Source organism: Clostridium magnum DSM 2767 (assembly GCF_001623875.1).
Classification (GTDB): Bacteria; Bacillota; Clostridia; order Clostridiales; family Clostridiaceae; genus Clostridium_AM; species Clostridium_AM magnum.
The window spans coordinates 171,138-188,637 of the sequence record NZ_LWAE01000008.1; the positions used below are offsets into that span (position 1 = coordinate 171,138).

Sequence of the window (17,500 nt, forward strand, 5' to 3'; positions counted from 1 at the left end):
ACTTATATTATAATATATTTATAATTGTTATACAATGTGAAAAGTTGCTTTTATATAAATATTATTGACATATAAATATTATTTTTATATAATGGTTATGAAAATATAACTGTTATATAAAAATAATATTAAGAATAAACCAAATATATTTAGTAAAAACTAAATGCAATAATTAATGATGAAATGGAGAGATGAGTTTAATGTTAAAGATAATAAAGCAACTAAAACCCTTTATTGCTTCAATAGTTGTAATTATAGGTCTTCTGTTTGTACAAGCCGTATGTGACCTATCACTTCCAGATTATATGTCTAACATTGTAAATGTGGGCATTCAACAGGGGGGAGTAGAAAACGCAGTTCCTGAAGTAATTCGTAAAAGTGAATTTGATAAAATTAAACTATTTATCAGTGAAGAGGATAGGAAAAAGGTAGAAGGCAGCTATTTGCTTTTAGATAAGAAAAATCTTTCTCAAAGTGAGTTGGAAAATACTTAGAGGAGTATCCACAGCTTGATAAAGAGGCAATTTACAAGCTTAATACAAAAGATAAAGATAAAATTAATGAGCTTAACAACATATTTGGTAAGCCCATGTTAATAGTGCAGGGGATTGAAAAGGGAGGTATGGCAACCTTAACTCCCTCTATGCCAGAAGGAGATCAGGGAGTTAAAGCACAGCAGAAGCTGACCGCAAATACAGATCCTTTTGCAATAATTGCAAAGATGCCTCAAGAGCAAATCAAGGCAATGAAAGAAAAAACAGATGAAAAATTTGAAAATATGCCGGACAGCATGATTACTCAGTCAGCAGTTACCTTCCTTCATAAGGAATATAAAAATATAGGTATAGATACTGATAAGCTTCAATCAAACTATATATTAATTGCAGGAGTTAAAATGCTACTTTTAGCCTTGCTAAGTATGGTAGCTACAGTTATAGTTGGTCTACTTGCTGCAAAAGTGGCTGCAGGATTAGGTAAAAATCTTAGAAAAGATGTATTTAGAAAGGTTACAAGCTTTTCTAATTCTGAATTTGATAAATTCTCTACAGCGTCCTTAATCACAAGAAGCACAAATGATATTCAACAGGTTCAAACTCTTATGGTTATGTTGCTTAGAGTAGTGTTTTATGCACCGATTTTAGGGATAGGTGGAGTTATTAAGGTTATTAATACAGATATTTCAATGGGATGGATTATAGCAGTAGCAGTTATGGCCATTTTAACCTTAGTAATTGTTTTATTTAGTATAGCTATTCCTAAATTTAAGAGTGTACAAAAGCTGGTAGATAAGATAAATTTAATAACTCGTGAATCTCTAATAGGGATGCTGGTTATCCGTGCCTTTAATAATCAAAGGTATGAAGAGAATAAGTTTCAAAAGGCAAATCAGGATTTAACAAGAACAAATTTATTCATAAATCGCTTAATGACTTTAATGATGCCAATGATGATGTTTATAATGAATGGAATTACAGTACTAATAATTTGGGTTGGAGCACACCAAGTTGACGCAGGAAATATTCAGGTTGGTAATATGATGGCATTTATACAATATGCAATGCAAATAATCATGGCATTTTTAATGATATCAATGGTGTCAATTATGCTCCCTCGTGCTTCCGTATCAGCGCAGCGTATAGCAGAAGTTTTAGATACTGAAGTTAGCATTAATGATTTAAAGGAGTCAAAAGAATTTTCCTTATATAAAAAAGGCTATGTAGAATTTAATAATGTTAGTTTTAGATATCCAGGTGCAGAAGAAGATGTACTTTCAAACATTACCTTTACAGCTAAGCCTGGAGAAACTACAGCTTTTATCGGAAGTACAGGCAGTGGTAAATCGACGCTGATAAATTTGATTCCACGTTTTTACGATATAACAAATGGAAAAATATTAGTAGATGGTACTGATATTAGAGAGGTACCTCAGCAGAAATTAAGAGAAAAAATTGGTTATGTACCACAAAAGGGGATTTTATTTTCAGGTACTATAGAAAGTAATATAAAGTACGGTAGGAAGGATGCAACAAAAGAGGAGTTAATAAAGGCTGCAGATATAGCTCAAGCTATGGAGTTTATTAATGCTAAACCTGAAAACTTCAATACAGAGATATCTCAAGGGGGAAATAATGTCTCAGGAGGTCAAAAACAAAGGCTTTCTATCGCTCGTGCTCTTGCTAAAAAGCCTGAAATATTTATCTTTGATGATAGTTTCTCAGCTCTTGATTTCAAGACAGATTCAGCATTGCGTAAGGCATTAAAGAGTGAACTTTTAGAAAGTACCATCCTAATTGTTGCACAAAGAATAAGCACAATAATGAATGCAGATAAAATTATTGTACTTGATCAAGGCAAGATAGTAGGAAACGGAACTCATAATGAGCTTATGGAAAATTGCGAGGTTTATAAACAAATTGCTTTATCACAACTTTCAAAGGAGGAACTTTCATCATGAGTGATAGAAAAGTAGAAAATAAAAGACAGGGTGGCTTTGGCGGCGGTCCTATGGGCGGTATGGGAAAAGTTGAAAAGGCTAAGAATTTCAAGGATACTATGAATAAATTAATCCAATACCTAAAACCATACAGTTTATCAATAATTACTGTAATTATTTTTGCAATAGGTAGTGCGGCTTTTTCTATAGTAGGTCCTAAGATTTTAGGTAAGGCTACAACAAAGCTTTTTGAAGGTTTAGTAAGTAAGGTAATGGGTGTGGAAGGTGCAGCAATTGACTTTACTTATATAGGGAATATCGTAATTTGGCTTCTTGGATTATATATAATTAGTGCTATATTCGGGATTATACAAGGATATATTATCTCAGGAGTAGCACAGAAGGTATCTTATAATTTAAGAAAAGAAATTTCACAAAAGATCAATCGTATGCCCCTTAGTTATTTTGATAAGAAGTCTCATGGAGAAGTACTATCAAGGGTTACAAATGATGTTGATACAGTGAGTCAAACCTTAAATCAAAGTTTGTCACAGATAATAACCTCAGTTATTACTATAATTGGTGTGTTAATAATGATGTTATCAATAAGTTGGCAAATGACACTGGTGGCGTTACTAATATTGCCAGTATCGATGCTGTTAATAATGGTAGTGGTTAAAAAATCGCAAAAATACTTTAAAGATCAACAGGAATATCTAGGCCATGCTAATGGGCATATAGAAGAAATCTATAGTGGTCACAATATAATGAAAGCCTTTAATAGGGAAAAAGAAGCTGTTGAAAAATTTGATGAAATTAATGACACACTTTATAGTTCTGCATGGAAATCTCAATTCTTATCAGGGATGATGATGCCTATTATGACCTTTATTGGAAATATAGGTTATGTAGCTGTATCCATTCTAGGCGGATGGCTTACTGTAAAGAAAACTATTGAAGTTGGAGATATTTTATCCTTTGTTCAATATGTTAGAAGTTTTACACAACCAATAGCTCAAGTGGCTCAAATATCTAACGTCCTTCAATCAACGGCAGCTGCTGCTGAAAGAGTCTTTGAATTCCTAGAAGAGGAGGAAGAAGTCTTAGAAGCAGAAAATCCTTTGAAGGTTGAAGAGATTAAAGGAGAAGTTACTTTTAAAGATGTTCACTTTGGATATAATTCAGACAAAATCATAATAAATGATTTTGGAACTCATATTAAGCCAGGGCAAAAGGTGGCTATTGTGGGACCTACTGGAGCAGGTAAAACGACTATAGTTAAACTTCTAATGCGTTTTTATGATTTAAATAGCGGAGCGATATTAATTGACGGTCATGACATAAAGGACTTTACCAGAGAAGACTTACGTAATATGTTTGGCATGGTGCTTCAGGACACCTGGCTGTTTAATGGTTCAATAATGGAAAATATCCGTTATGGAAGACTTAATGCCACTGATGAAGAGGTCATTGAGGCAGCTAAGTCAGCTCATGTTCATCACTTTGTAAAGACTTTACCAAATGGTTACAATATGGAATTGAATGAAGAAGCAAATAATGTATCCCAAGGGCAAAAACAGTTATTAACAATTGCCAGAGCAATTTTAGCAGATCCTAAGATATTGATACTTGATGAAGCAACAAGCTCTATTGATACTCGTACGGAGATTCTTATACAAAAAGCAATGGAAAATCTCATGAAAGGAAGAACAAGTTTTATTATTGCACATAGATTATCAACAATACGTGATGCAGATTTAATTCTTGTAATGAAGGATGGAGATATTGTAGAACAGGGTAATCATGAAGAGTTATTAAAAGCTAATGGTTTCTATGCCTCTCTTTATAATAGTCAGTTTGAAAATGCAAATGCTTCATAGGCTAAATAGAAAAAAATATATTAGAGAAGGCGTTGGTTTTTATAATTTATTAAAACCAACGCCTAAAGTGTTTTTATGTAGATGTCTATATCTAACATCTTTACTTATCACTTAGATTATTCTTTGCAGTTGAAGTCCATTGATTATCTGTTGCTGTTTTATCTTTTTTATTAGTACTTGCTTCCATACCAGATTGCTCAGGTAAAGATGACCATTGATTATTTTCTTTAGATTTTGATTTTTTTCCCATTATAAAGCCTCCTTTCATTTGTAATCTTATTTTTAACTAAATAAAGTATTTGATTCTAAGAAAGATATTCATGTGTAACCAATAAATTCATTATCAAAATAAATAAATTATCTAAATAAAAAATAATAGGATCAGATGAGGGGTTGGAATCCCATCTGATCCTAATTATTTTACTTCATCTTAATAGTTTCCTTGAGCATGCATTGCATCAGCAACTTTTACAAATCCTGCAATATTTGCTCCTGCAACTAGATTATATCCAAAGCCATATTCTTCAGATGCATCTTTACAGTTGTTGTATATATTAACCATTATTTGGTGAAGTTTCGCATCAACTTCTTCTTCAGTCCATGACATTCTACCACTGTTTTGTGCCATTTCAAGAGCTGAAGTAGCAACACCACCAGCATTAGCTGCTTTAGAAGGTCCTACTATAACTCCGTTCTTTTGTAAATAGTCAACAGCTTCGTTTGTGCAAGGCATATTAGCAACTTCGCAAACCATTTTAACTCCATTTTCAACTATTTGCTTAGCATGTTCTAAGTGTATATCGTTTTGAGTAGCAGATGGCATTATGATATCAGCCTTAACTCCCCATGGTTTTTCTTCTGGGAAGAATTTAACTCCAAATTTATCAGCATAATCTTGTACTTTATCTCTTCCTGAAGCACGCATCTCAAGAAGGTAGTCGATTTTTTCACCTGTTACTCCCTCTGGATCATAGATATATCCATCTGGACCTGAAAGCGTTACAACTTTACCACCTAATTGAGCGATCTTTATAGATAGACCCCATGATACGTTACCAAAACCTGATATTGCAACAGTTTTACCCTTAAAATCTGTTCCTTCATGTTTAAGCATTTGTTCGCAGAAGTAAGCTGCTCCAAATCCTGTAGCTTCTGGTCTTATTAAGCTTCCACCATAAGACATTCCTTTACCAGTAAGCACGCCATTTTCGAATGCTCCTCTAATTCTTCTATATTGTCCATAAAGATAACCTATTTCTCTTCCGCCAACGCCAATATCTCCAGCTGGAACGTCTACGTCTGGTCCTATATGTCTATAAAGCTCAGTCATGAAGCTTTGACAGAATCTCATTATTTCTTTATCTGACTTTCCTCTAGGATCAAAGTCAGAACCACCTTTACCGCCTCCTATTGGAAGACCAGTTAATGAATTCTTTAATACTTGTTCAAATCCTAAGAATTTCATAATTCCTATATAAACTGAAGGATGGAATCTAAGCCCTCCCTTATAAGGTCCTATAGCTCCGTTAAATTGCACTCTAAATCCACGGTTTACTTGTAATTTGCCTTGATCATCAACCCATGGTACTCTAAACATTATTTGTCTTTCTGGTTCGCACATTCTTTCTAAAAGATTTTCCTCCATGTATTCAGGATGTCTTTCTAAAACTGGACCAAGAGAACTTAATACTTCTTCAACAGTTTGTAAAAATTCTGGTTCATGTCCGTTTCTTTTTTTAACCTTTTCGATTACCTCATCAATGTAATTTTTCACTTTTTCATTTATCATAAAACTATACCCCCAAATAATTAAATTTTCATTCTATTGACCGAAGTCATTCTTTAATCTTATAATACTATATTTTCTAATAATTTTAAATATAAATAACAAAATTCCATAATAATTAATGATATAATTGAATTTTTGTTTAAATTATTCTATGAAATACAAGATAGCAACTCATGGATATTAGAAAATTTAGGTTAAATTAGTTTAGGGTTAATTTTTTTAGGATTATAATTAAATTATTATATTAAATTTTAGTTGATTCTGTTCCAATATTTAAATATATATACTATAATTAATATAGATAATTAATTATTTAACAAAAGAGGTGTGTGCGATGGATGCTTTAGATATCAAAATACTGAAATTATTGAAAAATAATGCGAGAGTTACTGCATCTGAAATCAGCAGTAAAATCAATTTATCTGTACCAGCGGTAAGTGATAGACTGAGAAAGCTTGATGCTTCAGGAGTCATAGAAAAGTATACTGTTATTATTAATGCTAAAAAGTTAAATAGAAATCTTACAGCTATTATGTTTATTAGTTTAGAATCTCCTAAGTATATTAATAATTTTTTAGAGGCGATTCAAAAAGACGATGAAATTATAGAGTGTCATTATCTTGCAGGTGATTATGATTATGCATTGATAATTATTACAGAAAACACTGAGACTCTAGAAAAGATTTTAAACAAGATAAAAAGTATGAATGGAATTATTAAAACAAAGACCACAGTAGCTTTATCAACTATAAAAAATAATCATTCCGTAATGCCAAGTGAAGAAGATTGTTAAAAAATCACTAAAAGGTTGTAAAAGGGACTATTGCAAAAGGGATATTTATCCGATGACTACCCGCTCTAATACTCCCATCTTCTTCAAAGTGTACGTCACGAGCGGCTACGTCCCTGGATTCGTTCAACTAAGAATCAGGTGGGGTTTGAAACCCCATCTGATTCAAGTTTCCACTTCATAAATTTTCATGAATAAAAACCATGCATATAAGGAAATTTGTTTTCCAATTTATGCATGGCTTTTGTTTTTATATAGAACCTTTATGCAATTTTCAACAGGCACATTTTTATTACTTCTTCTTAATAGACTCTTTTATTCGTTGGACTAATAGTGCAATAATTGGAATAAAGACTGCTAATGGCAGGTGAACATAGGTTAGCGTTAATATCTGACCTATATATATGTGTTGTGGATAGTTTTTGGCTATAACCAATGAAGTGCCGAAAATCAATATGCTAAAGGGTACTGCTAAGTATTTTGTATCTTCTAATTTTGTAAGCTGAGCAGTGCCAAGCATTGCCCCATATGTAAATAAACTTATTTTAATAAATCCACCTACGACCATAATAAGTATTAAAAATATATCTATCCTATCAAAGTATTCTCCTACATGAATTAAGCGCATAGTTTGAAGAAGGGGAAAGAGTGAAGTAGATGCGAAATCTATTCCAAGTACAGATATAAACATTATAGAACTTAAGGTAAGGAGTATCCCTAAAAAAATGATAGCTAATACTGCAATTTTCCTTACCTTTGATCTTTCAACAGTAGATGGATATAGCATAGTTAATAATACAGTCTCACCGTAGGGAAAGGTTATGAGTTTCCAGCCTTCTTTAATAACAAATATTATTCCATTCTCAAGCACTGGTTTTAAATTATAAAACTTTAAACTATCTGGTGAAGTAAATAAAAATATCCATTCTAACATAAAAAATGATACTAGCATAGTTAATATAAATTGTCCTGCTCTGCAAAGGTCTTCCATACCTAAATAGACACTATACCCAACTATTGAAACAAGCAGTAATGTAGTTAAATTAAAAGATATTTTAGGCATTGTGGTGATTACTATAAGAGAGGTAATATCTCTTAATACTCTTGCAGCCTCATATGCAAAAAAAATTGTGTATATTATGCTTAAAGTGGTCCCTATAAATTTTCCGAAAATTTTAGGCATATATGTAACAATGGTATCATCAGGATATTTGCTCCACAAACCAGTATATATAATTTGCAGTATGATTGCTGGCAATATGTAGATAAGCATTGCTATCCATGCATCCTGTTTTGCATTTGGGGTTATAAGAAAAAGTAACGCACTACCATAAGGTGCTAATATAATACTACAAAATAGTTGAACTGCTGATATTTTTGTTTTCATAATACTACCCCTTATGAAATTATTTTTGCTATTATTTTATTGGTTTAGAAATTACCCCTGGGCCTTTTAAAGAAGAGTCCACATTTACATTTACTTTTATATTTGGAAAGATGTGATTCCAGTTGTCTTCTGTTTTTTTCCAATAAGCAGGATGTTCTCTATGAATCAAGCCGCCGAAATCAAATATATCTGCATTAAGTTTCTTTTGTGCTGCATTTAAAGCAAGTTTAACTTCATTTTCTATAGCTTCGCTTTGTAGTTTAGCTAAATCATCCATTATTTTTGGATCTTTCATAGGATCTAATTTGCCTGGCATTTCTAATATATTTGATTGTGATTTAATAGTTATTTCTATTGTTACGCTATCATTTTCTATAGAAGACTTTATTTTGCTACTTCCATTTATGATAGAGAATGTTACTTTACTGTTATCGGGAGTAGTTACTGTTATATTTCCATTTTTAACTTTTCCTCTTATCCACTGCATACCACGGGTTTCATTAATATCTAAATAGCCAATAAGTTTATCTTTTTCAAATACACCAGTACCAGCGAGTTTAAAGGTGTTTCCTATATTATTGTCTTTGCTTATGTCGATAATTCCCATAATAGGTGCAGTTGTTTTACTTGATAAGGTACTGGCAAAATCTAACCTAGTTACTACAGGAGAAAATCCTCTAATGGATTGCAGTGTTATTAATTTTTTTACTGAATTTGAAGGTATTGGTTCGTCAATAGGTTTGAATGCTAATATTTTTGAAGCTTTATCTTTTGCTAGAAGCAAAGTGTTATCCGGCCTTGTTTCATATCCTCTTAGAATAGCATCAACAAGTAATGATAAACCAGATTCGGCCAGATTCTTGCCTATAACTAAATAGTCACTGTGGCCAAAGTATAGATTCCTGCCATAGTCTATAGATAAACGGTTTATAGCATCAAGGGGAGTATCTCCCTCCGAACTAAATATGAGAACCTCTGAGGAGGGATCTTGCCCACCACCTTTCTTAGAACTGGTACTTTGGGAGGAATTCTCCTGTGGATTTAATATTTGTACTGTTACTAAATACTTATTTTCTGGTGTAAGATCAAATCCTATTGCAAGCACTACTGCTAATTTTTCAACTTCCTGTTTTACACCTTTGCAGCTTGTAGCAGAAAATATAATTATAGTTGACATAAAGATGCAAAATAATTTTTTCATAGTCTACTCCTTACTTTCCCTTTCCTCCATAGCTTTTGCTTGTTCTTCTTTTATTGATTTGATGCGAGATTCTGGTTTCCTCTTAATTGAAGATTTTCCTGTTATAAGCCAAGATCTTTTAGACTTAGCCCAAATAGGACGCCTAATAAGTAAATCTGGGAATTCTTTTGAGATAAAAGGTGCCAAGGGTGCCATATAGGGTATCCCAAAGGAGCGTTGAGATATAAGTGTCATAAATAGTATTATTATGCCACAAGTTAAGCCTAATAATCCAAAAGTCCCTCCTATTATTAATAATATGAATCTAGGTGCAGTAACTGCTGCATACATATCTGTGGCCGGAATGGCAAAGGAGCAGATAGCTGTAGCAGATACCACAATTACCATTGGTGTGCTTACGATACCTGCCTCTACTGCAGCCTGGCCTAATACTAAGGCACCTACTACACTCATTGCCTGCCCCACAGACCTTGGCATTCTAACACCAGCTTCTCTTAATATTTCATACATCAATAGCATTAGAAGGGATTCAAGCAATGCTGAGTATGGTACCCTAGAACGAGCTTTTATAAAAGTAATCAGTAAAGCTCTTGGGATAACCTCTTGATGAAATGTAGTTATTGCTAAATAAATTCCCGGCAAAGTAAGGGTAATGATAAAGGATAAATATCTTATCCATCTATTAATGGTAGCAGGAATAAATTTTAAGTAATAATCCTCATTACTCATAAAAAATTCTATAAAAAGAGAAGGGACAGTTATAACTAAAGGGGTTCCATCAGTAATGATGGCAATTCGACCTTCTAGTATTTTAGATGCTACCACATCCGCTCTCTCTGTGGAGAAAATAGTGGGGAAAATACTTAAGGGGTCATCCTCTATATATTCCTTGATATAGTTAGCAGCAATTACTGAATCTATATCAACTTTATTTAATCGTTCTCTTATTTCATTTATTATTTTATAATTTGCTATATTAGAAAGATAGGCAATGGTAATGTCTGTTTTTGTTTCCCTTCCTATTTTTAAAGTTTCCATTTTAAGATTTACACTTTTAATTTTTTTTCGTATAAGAGTCATATTAGTGGTCATAGATTCAGTAAAGCCCTCTCGTGGTCCGCGAATGACAGTTTCTACTTGAGGTTCTTCGATACTTCTCGCTGGTGGCTTAGTAACATTGATTACCATTGCTTCATTTAATCCATCTATAAATAAAATAAGTTTTCCGCTTAATATTGAATTAATAACTTTATTCATATCTATATGTACATCTTCATCTCTCACTCCGAATAAATATTTAGAATACTCTTTAGTCCATGGCGAATAGGTATATTCTTCACGCTTATTTGTCAGTTTTTCAATAATGGATTCTTCAATTAGAACTGTTTCTATCATATTATTTAAATATACAAATATTGCACTATATTTAGGGTTATTTGTTATTTTAACTTCTCTAATAATTAAATCTGAGAAGTTGTTAAGTATATTTTGTATAGTTATTTTGTTGTCTTGTAATATATTTGAAACTTTAGTGTTTTCACATTGAGGTGTATTAGCATTTTTATTAGGCTTATAACTATTTTCATCTTTTAGTGAAAAGATAGTTTTTAAAAAATTTAACATTTAATTCACCTTCCATATATTTTATTATCTGGCATAATGAAATAATTATTCATATATATTAAAAGGTTGTAAATACTAACTTCTATTTGTATAATAGTGAAGGGTATTTTTGTTTAAAGGAGATAAATCATATGAAAAGTGTAACTTTAGGTTCTAACGGCATATATTCTTTTGTTGAAAAACTAAAAAATGAAAAAGTATTTAGTATATCTTTATTACTTGCAATTTCCACTTCTTTTTTTATAAAACCTCAAATATCCTATATAAACTTTAAAGTACTGGCATTGCTTTTTAACTTAATGATAATAATTTCCGCTTTTGAAAGCTTAAAAGTTATGGATAAGATCGCTCTGGAGATTTTATCGAAATGTAAAAATACTAGAACCGTTTCCAGAGTATTTGTAATAGTAACCTTTTTTGCGTCTATGTTGGTTACTAATGATGTGGCATTGCTTACTTTTGTTCCATTAGCTATATTTACCTTTAAAAAGGCAAAGGTTGACTCTATGAAAACAATAATAATTCAAACCTTAGCAGCTAATATAGGAAGCAGTCTAACACCTATGGGAAACCCTCAAAATTTATTTTTATTTACTCAATACAATTTAAATGCATTACAGTTTTTTTCTGTCACAATGCCTTTTGTGGTTCTTGGTATGATGTGGCTTTTATTACTGAATAAAAGCGTTTTAAAGGAAGAAATAAATCTTTCCTTTAAAACTGTACATATAGAAGATAAAAAGAGGGCGATTATATATTTTATTCTTTTCCTATTTATAGTATTTTCTGTATTTGGATTGGTAGATTACAGATATACTTTCTTAGCTACATTATTGTGTATAATTTTCATGGACAAGTACCTTATAAGAGAAGTAGATTACTTTCTGTTAGCTACTTTTATATGTTTTTTTGTGTTTATTGGGAATATATCTAATATTGAGTCAGTACAGGAATACTTAAAGCATTTTCTTCAAAAGCCAAATATGCCCTATTTTTCATCTATATTACTTAGCCAGATAGTAAGTAATGTTCCCTGTTCCATATTAGTATCAGGGTTTACAGATAATTGGAAGGAAGTTCTTTTGGGGGTGAATGTCGGGGGGATGGGTACCCTTATAGCCTCATTGGCAAGTCTTATTTCATATAAAATATACATGAATGAAAATGAAGAGAAAAATAAAGTATATTTGAATAAGTTTAACGTATATAATTTTGTAAGTTTATTGATATTTACATTTATAAGTTATTTATATATTAATTATTTGTAAATTTAGAAGGATTTTCGTAGAAAACTTAGAATATATATTTAGAATATATAATTTATATAGAAAATGCTTATAACATAATAAGGAGGAATTTTTTATGAAATCACTAAAAGGAACGAAAACTGCTGAAAATTTAATGAAAGCTTTTGCAGGTGAGTGTCAGGCAAGAAATAAATATACATATTTTGCATCTGCAGCAAAAAAGGAAGGATATGTGCAAATTTATAATTTATTTATAGAAACAGCTGAAAACGAAAAGGAGCATGCTAAAAGGTTTCTAAAGTTTTTAAATGAAAGCTTAAATGGAGAGACAGTTGAGATTAATGCGGCTTTTCCTGTAGGGTTAGGAGATACAAAAGCTAATCTTCTTTCAGCTGCAAATGGAGAGAATGAGGAGTGGGTAGAGCTATACCCTAAGTTTGCAGAAGTTGCAGAACAGGAAGGATTTCCAGCTGTAGCAGTAGCTTTTAGAAAAATAGCTGAAGTAGAAAAGCACCATGAAGCAAGATATAGAAAACTACTTAGTAATATAGAAAATGATACAATATTTAAAAAGGATAAAGCTGTTCTATGGAAATGCAATAACTGCGGATATATTCACGAAGGAGAATCTGCACCAGAAGTATGTCCAGCTTGTATACATCCTCAAGGATACTTTGAGGTATTTGTTGAAACTTATTAATTAACAAAAGATAATTACAATTTTAATATTCAGCTTTTATAATTACAAAAATCACTATCTATATTTATTGAAGATCAATAAATTATGATAGTGATTTTTATTATATTATAAATTGTGAATTTTGGTTTGAGAATGTTGAATGATTTTCAACATTGATATAACTGTTGTTGTTGTAAAAATTTATTGAATACAACAAGAAAATTGTAAGTATGTGTAAAATGAAACAGTGCTGTGACAAAATTGTAACAAAACTGTAACATTGAAGTGATATGATGGAAAAAAGTCTAAATATTTCATAATAAGCACAGGACATAGTTCAATTATAACAGAAAGGAGTGTTAACAAAATAAAAAGTAAATTCCATCAACTATTTATAAAAACAAGGGGAGAAGCTAGAATAATGAAAAAATGTTTGTCAAAATCTTTAAGTTTGTTGCTATTGTCTTACACCTTATTTCAAGGGAATGCAGTACAAGCATCTGGTGTTTCTGTTGCACCCAGCCCTAATGAAGTGAAAATTACAAACAATGTAGGAAAAGCAGATACTATATATATTACTGGGGTCATAAAAGGAGATATAGTAACTGTATATAATGCTGCTACTGAAGGGAAGGCTATAGGGAAAAAAACTGTAACAAGTGCTAAAGGTGATGTAACAATATCTGTTGCTCAAGTTGGAAGCACAGAAGGAAGTGTATACATAACTGTTACCTCATCAGGAATGACTGAAAGCAGTAGAGCTGAGATTAGTTATTCAGGAGAGGCCGAATCAGAAGAGCCTTTAACTGATAATATAACTATTACAAATAATTCAGGAAAAGCAGATACAATATATGTATGTGGGCTTGCTCCTAATGATAAGATAAATATATATACTGCGGCTATTGGTGGGAAATTATTGGGGTCAGCTACAGTAGGTGGAAGTAAGACAGATGTAACTAAATCCATTTCGCAACTTGGGGTATCCAGTGGAAGCATATATGTTTCAGTTACAAGTAAAGGAATGCATGAAAGTGGAAGAATAAAAGCTGATTATTCAGGAGAGGGCCAGTCTGAAGGGATAGATTCTGATAACGTAACAATTACAAATAACTCAGGCAAAGCGGACACAATATATATTAGTGGACTAGCTCCTAAGGATAAGGTAAATATATATACTGAAGCTAGTGGGGGAAAGTTACTGGGATCTGCAACAGTTGGTGCAGGTAAGACAGAGGCAACATTTAGTATATCACAACTTGGAACGAGTTCGGGAAATATTTATATTTCTGTTGCAAGTTCTGGAATGCTAGAAAGCAGTAGAACTGAAGTGAATTTTTCACCTGAAGGCAAATCAGACTCAGTATCAACTGATAGCATAATTATTACTAATAATTCAGGCAAAGCAGATACTGTATATGTTACAGGTCTTGTATCAGGAGATAAGGTAAATGTATATAATACTTCAACCGGTGGAAAATTACTGGGATCAGCAACGGCATCATCAAATGGTGATGCAACAGTTAGCATAGGACAACTTGGAACTTCTACTGGAACTGTTTATATATCTACTACAAGTTCAGGTATGCTTGAAAGTTCAAGGGAAAAAGTAAATTACTCTGCAGAAAACCAATCTAGCGCAGTAGATATTTCAAATATAACAGTCACTAATAATGCAGGAAGATCTGATACTGTATATGTTTCGGGAGTTGTAGAAGGTGATGTAATCAAGGTATACAGTTCATCTACTGGTAGTAGTTTGTTAGGTACTACAACAGTAGCATCTGGTGCTGTAGATGCAACTATTACTATATCACAACTTGGAACTGCAGCAGGATCAATATATGTTTCTATAACTGCTGAAAATAAATTAGAAAGTAATAGAATACAGGTTGATTATACTGCGGAAGGAAAATCCAGCAGTGTAGATGGAGATAATGTTATAGTTGCTAATAATTCAGGAAAGGCAGATACTGTATATGCTTCCGATTTAACTGCTGGTGATTTGATAAAGGTCTATGATAGTTCTAGCGGCGGAAATTTGCTTGGTTCTGCGACAGTAGGAGATAGTGATACAACTGCCAATATATCAATAAATCAACTTGGAATTTCAGCAGGAAGCATATATGTTTCTGTAACCGGTAAAAGTAAAAGTGAAAGTTCTAGAGTGAAAATTGATTATGGTGCAGAAAATAAATCTAAAACCTTAGATACAAATAATATAGTTGTTACTAATAATGTAGGAGCAAATGATATTGTACAGGTATCTGGTGTTTCAACAAATCAAGTAGTAAAAGTGTATGATGCTGCAAAGGGAGGAAACTTATTAGGTACAGCCACAGTATCCGCTGGTGATACATATGGAACAATAACAATTTCACAACTTGGTACTGATGCAGGCAGTATTTATGTGTCTTTAACAGAAATAAATAAACTTGAAAGTGATAGGGTACAAGTAAGCTATTCTCCGGAGGCTATTTCTGATGCTCTGAGTACAAGCAATATACTAATTACAAATAGATCAGGAAGTGCAGATGCTATTGATGTAACTGGTGCTTCTCAGAATGATATTATTAAAGTATATGATTTGGCAAAGGGAGGAACTTTGCTTGGGTCTGCCACAGTGGCAGCAGGTGACACGAAGGCTAGTATATCTATTGCTCAACTTGGAACGATCTCAGGAAGTGTTTATGTGTCTCGAATTAGCTCAAATAAAGCTGAAAGTGACAGAGTAAAGGTTGACTATTCAGCTGAGCCAAAATCTACTGCTCCAGGGGCTGCTAATATAATTGCTACAAATAATGCAGGGATAGATGATACTATACAAGTAAAGGGACTTTCTGTTAATGATTTAGTACAGGTATATGACTCAGCTCAAGGTGGTACTTTACTTGTAGCTGCAACTGTTGCAAATTATGCTACAGAAGCTACGGTTTCAATTTCTCAATTAGGAACTGATTCAGGTAATATATATGTTTCTGTAACTAGTACTAATAAAGGTGAAAGTGATAGAACTCAAGCAGCATTTTCTGCAGAGGCTCTGTCAAATTCACCTTCAGCAAGTAAAATAACTATTGTAAATAATGCAGGAATAGCTAGCACAGTAAAAGTAGATGGATTAACCTATGGCGATATAGTAAAAGTATATGATGACTCTAAAGTAGGTAATTTACTTGGTTCAGGAACAGTTAGTACATACGATACAGCAGTGACTATACCTATTACTCAACTTGGTTCTGATGCAGGAAAGGTGTATGTATCTGTTACTAGTAAGGGAAAACTTGAGAGTGACAGAACGGAGGCTGCTTTTTCTGGAAAGACAGAGAGTACTCCGCCTAACGCTTTAAATATAACTGTAACTAATAATGCATCCATAAGCGATACTGTAGAATTAACAGGACTTCAACCAAATGATGTAGTTAATGTATATGATAAAGCTACTGGTGGAAACCTATTAGGTAATGCTGTAGTAAACTCATACACTATGTCAGCTACAGTGACAATAGCACAGCTTGGTACTGGTTCGGGAACTATTTATGTGTCTATAAAAAGCACAGGAAAAATAGAAAGTAGTAGAACAGCAGTAGAATATAGTACTGAAGCCCAATCTGATCCTCTAGCTGAAGAGGACATAGTTATAGAAAATAATGCTGGAACAGCTGATACGATTTATGTAACAGGAGTATCTGCAGGTGATATAGTTAAAGTTTATACTGCTGCTACAGGTGGAAGTGTACTAGGGACTGCAACAGTGGTAAGTGGTGAGTCTGAGGCAGTTATTAGTGTATCACAGCTTGGATCAAATGTAGGAAGTATATATGTCTCAGTGATAAGATCTGGAAAAACGGAGAGTAGTAGAACTCAAGCAAGTTATTCAGCAGAATCTACTGCACCAGTGGTGGGAAATATATCTATTGATAACAATGCTGTAATATCAGATATAATAACAGTTAGAGGGTTAACAGCTAATGATATAGTTAAGGTATATGATGCTTCAACTAATGGTAATTTATTAGGATATGCTATTGTATCAGCTAATAGCACTGAAGCTACTGTTACAGTTTCACAGTTAACTACAGCTTCAGGTAGTGTGTATGTTTCTGTTACAAACTTTGGAAAAGGTGAGAGTAAGAGAACAAAGGCAGGTTATATTGCAGAACAAACTTCAACTGCTCTTTATTCAGGAAATGTGAACATAGTGAATAATACTGTGGGAACATCTGACATTATAACTGTAAATAATCTAGCACCAAGTGACGTTATAAAAGTATATGATGCATCAACTGGAGGAAATTTAATTGGTACTGCAACAGTATCCTCTAATGGAACGCAAGCCATTATTACTATACCTCAGCTTAGTGCGGCATCAGGAAGTATATATATATCAGTAACAAGTCTTGGTAAGAATGAAAGTAGTAGAACTAAGATTAGTTATGTGGCTGAGAATTAGAATATAACTTAAAGTTATTA

Annotated in this window: 10 protein-coding genes and 1 pseudogene; 6 read left to right on the top strand and 5 right to left on the bottom strand. The window is 32.7% G+C overall.

Annotated features, from left to right (window positions below; genetic code table 11):
- Positions 1–200 precede the first annotated feature (200 nt).
- Together CLMAG_RS24315 and CLMAG_RS24320 are read left to right on the top strand one after the other, a co-directional pair.
- Positions 201–2,455 (top strand): annotated as a pseudogene (locus tag CLMAG_RS24315) (ABC transporter ATP-binding protein).
- On the top strand, positions 2,452–4,314 hold the full coding sequence (locus CLMAG_RS24320) for an ABC transporter ATP-binding protein (RefSeq protein WP_066628750.1): 1,863 nt from the start codon (positions 2,452–2,454) through the stop codon (positions 4,312–4,314). The pseudogene CLMAG_RS24315 and the gene CLMAG_RS24320 overlap by 4 nt, the downstream one beginning before the upstream one ends.
- A gap of 100 nt (positions 4,315–4,414) precedes the next feature.
- On the opposite strand, the gene CLMAG_RS33090 is transcribed toward CLMAG_RS24320, so the two are convergent.
- Positions 4,415–4,564, bottom strand: coding sequence for a hypothetical protein (locus CLMAG_RS33090; RefSeq protein ID WP_169809817.1), 150 nt, complete (start codon positions 4,562–4,564; stop codon positions 4,415–4,417).
- Between the two features lie 180 nt (positions 4,565–4,744).
- The gene (gene gdhA, locus CLMAG_RS24325; RefSeq protein WP_066628753.1) at positions 4,745–6,103 is read right to left on the bottom strand and encodes an NADP-specific glutamate dehydrogenase; all 1,359 of its coding nucleotides are present in this window, start codon (positions 6,101–6,103) and stop codon (positions 4,745–4,747) included.
- Between the two features lie 334 nt (positions 6,104–6,437).
- Between gdhA and CLMAG_RS24330 the strand changes: the two genes are divergently transcribed.
- Positions 6,438–6,896 carry an Lrp/AsnC family transcriptional regulator gene (locus CLMAG_RS24330; RefSeq protein ID WP_066628756.1) on the top strand — a complete coding sequence of 153 codons (459 nt, stop codon included), beginning with the start codon at positions 6,438–6,440 and terminating at the stop codon, positions 6,894–6,896.
- 289 nt (positions 6,897–7,185) lie between these two features.
- Here CLMAG_RS24330 and CLMAG_RS24335 read toward each other — a convergent pair whose 3' ends face one another.
- From CLMAG_RS24335 to CLMAG_RS24345, 3 genes are read right to left on the bottom strand one after another with little or no spacing between them, the layout of a single operon-like run.
- Positions 7,186–8,280 carry a GerAB/ArcD/ProY family transporter gene (locus CLMAG_RS24335; protein WP_066628758.1) on the bottom strand — a complete coding sequence of 365 codons (1,095 nt, stop codon included), beginning with the start codon at positions 8,278–8,280 and terminating at the stop codon, positions 7,186–7,188.
- A gap of 31 nt (positions 8,281–8,311) precedes the next feature.
- A complete protein-coding gene (locus CLMAG_RS24340; protein ID WP_066628761.1) occupies positions 8,312–9,481 on the bottom strand; it encodes a Ger(x)C family spore germination protein in 1,170 nt (389 codons plus the stop codon).
- A gap of 3 nt (positions 9,482–9,484) precedes the next feature.
- Complete coding sequence (locus CLMAG_RS24345; protein ID WP_066628764.1) at positions 9,485–11,104, bottom strand: spore germination protein; 1,620 nt, start codon at positions 11,102–11,104, stop codon at positions 9,485–9,487.
- A gap of 131 nt (positions 11,105–11,235) precedes the next feature.
- Between CLMAG_RS24345 and CLMAG_RS24350 the strand changes: the two genes are divergently transcribed.
- The 3 genes from CLMAG_RS24350 (at position 11,236) to CLMAG_RS24360 (ending at position 17,480) form a co-directional block, all read left to right on the top strand.
- Positions 11,236–12,372: an SLC13 family permease gene (locus CLMAG_RS24350; RefSeq protein ID WP_066628772.1), complete on the top strand. Its 1,137-nt coding sequence runs from the start codon at positions 11,236–11,238 to the stop codon at positions 12,370–12,372.
- Positions 12,373–12,466: 94 nt separating this feature from the next.
- The gene (rbr, locus tag CLMAG_RS24355) at positions 12,467–13,051 is read left to right on the top strand and encodes a rubrerythrin (protein ID WP_066628775.1); all 585 of its coding nucleotides are present in this window, start codon (positions 12,467–12,469) and stop codon (positions 13,049–13,051) included.
- Positions 13,052–13,451: 400 nt separating this feature from the next.
- Positions 13,452–17,480, top strand: a complete 4,029-nt coding sequence (locus CLMAG_RS24360) for a beta strand repeat-containing protein (RefSeq protein ID WP_066628782.1) — start codon at positions 13,452–13,454, stop codon at positions 17,478–17,480.
- Positions 17,481–17,500: the final 20 nt, after the last annotated feature.

What these genes read in the sequence shown, in the direction of transcription:
- CLMAG_RS24320 (WP_066628750.1), top strand. Translation starts at nt 2,452, where the DNA reads ATGAGTGATAGAAAAGTAGAAAATAAAAGACAGGGTGGCTTTGGCGGC.
- CLMAG_RS33090 (WP_169809817.1), bottom strand. Translation starts at nt 4,564, where the DNA reads ATGGGAAAAAAATCAAAATCTAAAGAAAATAATCAATGGTCATCTTTA.
- gdhA (WP_066628753.1), bottom strand. Translation starts at nt 6,103, where the DNA reads ATGATAAATGAAAAAGTGAAAAATTACATTGATGAGGTAATCGAAAAG.
- CLMAG_RS24330 (WP_066628756.1), top strand. Translation starts at nt 6,438, where the DNA reads ATGGATGCTTTAGATATCAAAATACTGAAATTATTGAAAAATAATGCG.
- CLMAG_RS24335 (WP_066628758.1), bottom strand. Translation starts at nt 8,280, where the DNA reads ATGAAAACAAAAATATCAGCAGTTCAACTATTTTGTAGTATTATATTA.
- CLMAG_RS24340 (WP_066628761.1), bottom strand. Translation starts at nt 9,481, where the DNA reads ATGAAAAAATTATTTTGCATCTTTATGTCAACTATAATTATATTTTCT.
- CLMAG_RS24345 (WP_066628764.1), bottom strand. Translation starts at nt 11,104, where the DNA reads ATGTTAAATTTTTTAAAAACTATCTTTTCACTAAAAGATGAAAATAGT.
- CLMAG_RS24350 (WP_066628772.1), top strand. Translation starts at nt 11,236, where the DNA reads ATGAAAAGTGTAACTTTAGGTTCTAACGGCATATATTCTTTTGTTGAA.
- rbr (WP_066628775.1), top strand. Translation starts at nt 12,467, where the DNA reads ATGAAATCACTAAAAGGAACGAAAACTGCTGAAAATTTAATGAAAGCT.
- CLMAG_RS24360 (WP_066628782.1), top strand. Translation starts at nt 13,452, where the DNA reads ATGAAAAAATGTTTGTCAAAATCTTTAAGTTTGTTGCTATTGTCTTAC.